The organism is Muriicola sp., from assembly GCF_041567615.1.
Classification (GTDB): domain Bacteria; phylum Bacteroidota; class Bacteroidia; order Flavobacteriales; family Flavobacteriaceae; genus Muriicola.
In genome coordinates this window covers 1-2,680 of sequence record NZ_JBFGBM010000258.1, presented here as the reverse complement: position 1 = coordinate 2,680, position 2,680 = coordinate 1, and the positions used below count along the sequence as shown (strand labels likewise).

4 protein-coding genes are annotated in these 2,680 nt (G+C 51.4%); all 4 read left to right on the top strand.

From position 1 onward, the window contains the following. On the top strand, positions 1-400 hold a 400-nt coding region (locus ABYP73_RS12780; protein WP_372974590.1), incomplete at its 5' end, for a RidA family protein. 197 nt (positions 401-597) lie between these two features. Further along, a complete protein-coding gene (locus ABYP73_RS12775) occupies positions 598-1,005 on the top strand; it encodes a nuclear transport factor 2 family protein (RefSeq protein ID WP_372974589.1) in 408 nt (135 codons plus the stop codon). 162 nt (positions 1,006-1,167) lie between these two features. Beyond that, positions 1,168-2,169: an acetamidase/formamidase family protein gene (locus ABYP73_RS12770; RefSeq protein ID WP_372974588.1), complete on the top strand. Its 1,002-nt coding sequence runs from the start codon at positions 1,168-1,170 to the stop codon at positions 2,167-2,169. A gap of 64 nt (positions 2,170-2,233) precedes the next feature. Next, positions 2,234-2,680 (top strand): hypothetical protein (locus ABYP73_RS12765; protein ID WP_372974587.1); only part of this gene is annotated, 447 nt, incomplete at its 3' end.

Genomic DNA, 2,680 nt, shown 5'->3' with positions numbered 1-2,680 from the left:
TGGAAAACAGGGGCCGGTATTCACCCCTTCTGAACTTCCTTATCCCTTTTCCAGTGCCGTACAGGTAGGGGATATCCTTTACCTCTCCGGCGACGTGGGGGAGGCCGATGACGGTTCCGGCCTTGTACCCGGTGGCCTGGAGGCAGAAACTCATCAAATGTTCAAACGGATCAAGGCGACCCTGGCCCGACATGGACTGGGCCTGGAGGACGTATTCAAATGCACAGTGATGCTGGCTGATATTTCTGAATGGCAGGCCTTCAACGAGATCTATGCACAGTATTTTGAAGCCGGCAAATACCCTACCCGCTCTGCCATGGGTGTCAGCGGACTCGCCCTGGGAGCCCGGGTAGAGATGGAGTGCTGGGCATACAACCCACAGGATCAGGGGAAGGAATAGATAATATGAATTTGAAAGTATATGTATGCCGTAATTGGAAATATCGGAATCTGTACTTTAGAATGATCCACGCCTCTTTCGCATGGATACCCTGTAAAGCGTCAACCCAAAAGCGGATTTGCCCTGCCGCGTCTTTTGTACAGGGAAGTCGGGAGTATCCCAATTTTTAGTATTTTAAACTACTTAAAACCAACCTTATGACCACTACACAGAACATCGAGATCATCGACAAAGTCTACAACGCATTTTCCACCGGTGACATGCCAACTGTCCTGGGTGCCATGCACCCGAATATCCAATGGAGAGAAGCAGAGAGCAATTCCCTGGCAGACGGCAACCCCTACATAGGCCCGGATGCCGTGTTACAAGGAGTCTTTGCCCGCCTGGGTGCAATCCACGAGCACTTTGGCGTTAAGGATGTAACACTCCACGGCATGGAAGCCAACAAGGTCCTGGCCACCTTGCGCTACGACGCAAAAGTAAGGGCAACGGGCAAAGCCTACAACGCCCAGGCCGCACACTTCTGGACCCTGGACGACGATGGTAAGATCATCGCCTTCCAGCAATTTGTGGATACCAAGAAGCTCGCCGACTCAGGGGCGTAAGCTCACGCATCAGCGCTGAGATTTTATTAAAGGAGTGCAGGTCGATCCCCACCCTTTTCATACGCTTTCAAAAGTTTGGTTAGGGTCATTCCGTTTACAAAGCGAACTACATGTACCCTGCCCTGAATTCCCTATCTTAGAGAAACTGATATCACACCACTCATGAAAAGAATCCTCCTGTTAAGCTGCTTTCTTATGAGCCTGGGATGCCGGGAAGCACCTAAAGAAGAGCCCCTCAGCAGCGATATTGAGGTGCCAAAACCACAGTATACCCTTTCGGCAGACAGGAACCACAACAAATTCAGCAGGGCCATTCCGCCCCAGCTGGAAGTTACGGATGGGAGTGTCATAGAGGTCTTTACCCTGGAAGCCACCGGGGGACAGTTAACCATCAACTCCACCCTGGAGGATTTCCATAAGGTCGACATGGATCAGGTCCACACCCTTACCGGACCCATCTACGTGCAGGGAGCGTCTCCAGGGGACGTACTGGCCGTGGAGATCCTCGACCTTGAACCCGGCGACTGGGGGTGGACGGGGATGGGGCCCGACTTCGGGTTTTTAGCCGGCGATTCAGAGGCCGAAGGCTTTAAGACGTTTCCCCTCGACAGGGAGAACAACCTGGTCCGGTTTTCAGAGGAGGTGGTGATCCCCTTAAAACCCTTTCTGGGGGTCATAGGCGTGGCCCCGGACACTGAGGAAATGCTGGTCACCTTTCCGCCGAGAGCCAATGGAGGCAACATGGACGATCCGAACATGGCGGTTGGGGTCACAGTATACCTGCCCGTTTTTGTGGAAGGGGCCCTGCTGTCCCTGGGAGATTCCCATGCCGTACAGGGCCTGGGAGAAGTGGTAGGCACGGCCGTGGAATGCGATATGCGGGCTGTTGTTCGCCTGCAGGTGATCAAGGATAAACAGATCACCGAACCCCAGTATGAGACCGACGACTATTACGCCACTACCGGATATGGCACCACCATAGATGAGGCCGCCAAAAAGGCCACCCAATACATGATCGAACATATTTCCACCACCTATGACATGTCTGAAGGAGACGCCTATATGCTGTGCTCCCTGATCGGGGACCTGAAAATCGCCGAGGTAGTCGATGTGCCCCATATGCTGGTGACCATGCACATCCCAAAAAGCGTGTTCAAAAATTAAGACTGATCTTAGGATTGTCTCACGACTCCCGAAGTAAAATGGACAGGAAATTGAAAATGACAGCATGCAAACGGAATTGAATTTTTTTCTTCTCGTTTTTATCCTCCTGCTGGTCATTCTTTTGATCATTTATCCCGTGTCCGGGATCCGGGGGATAAAGGAATTAAGAAGAAAGTATGCCGAAGGACAAGCCTATTCCAAAATCAGTTTTTACAGGTCGAGCATGTTTGCGTCCTGGCTGGTCGTCTTCCTAATCCTTCTGCTGATCCCGATATCTGATGTAAGCCTTGATGATCTCGGGATGAAATGGTTTTATCCACGGAAGTCTTCTCTATCCGGCTGGATCTTATATCCGGGGATCGTGCTCTACATCCTGCACCTTGGGCAGAATCTTTACTACATCCGTTTTTTTAGGTCAAAGTCTGAAAAAAGAAAAAAGCTCGCCGGGGGCATTGCTGAGGATTTTAAATTCTTCCTGCCCATCACTGCGAAGGAGAAGCAGGTCTGGAAT

Excerpts from the sequence above, each read along its gene's own strand:
- ABYP73_RS12775 (WP_372974589.1), top strand. The coding sequence starts at position 598 with ATGACCACTACACAGAACATCGAGATCATCGACAAAGTCTACAACGCA.
- ABYP73_RS12770 (WP_372974588.1), top strand. The coding sequence starts at position 1,168 with ATGAAAAGAATCCTCCTGTTAAGCTGCTTTCTTATGAGCCTGGGATGC.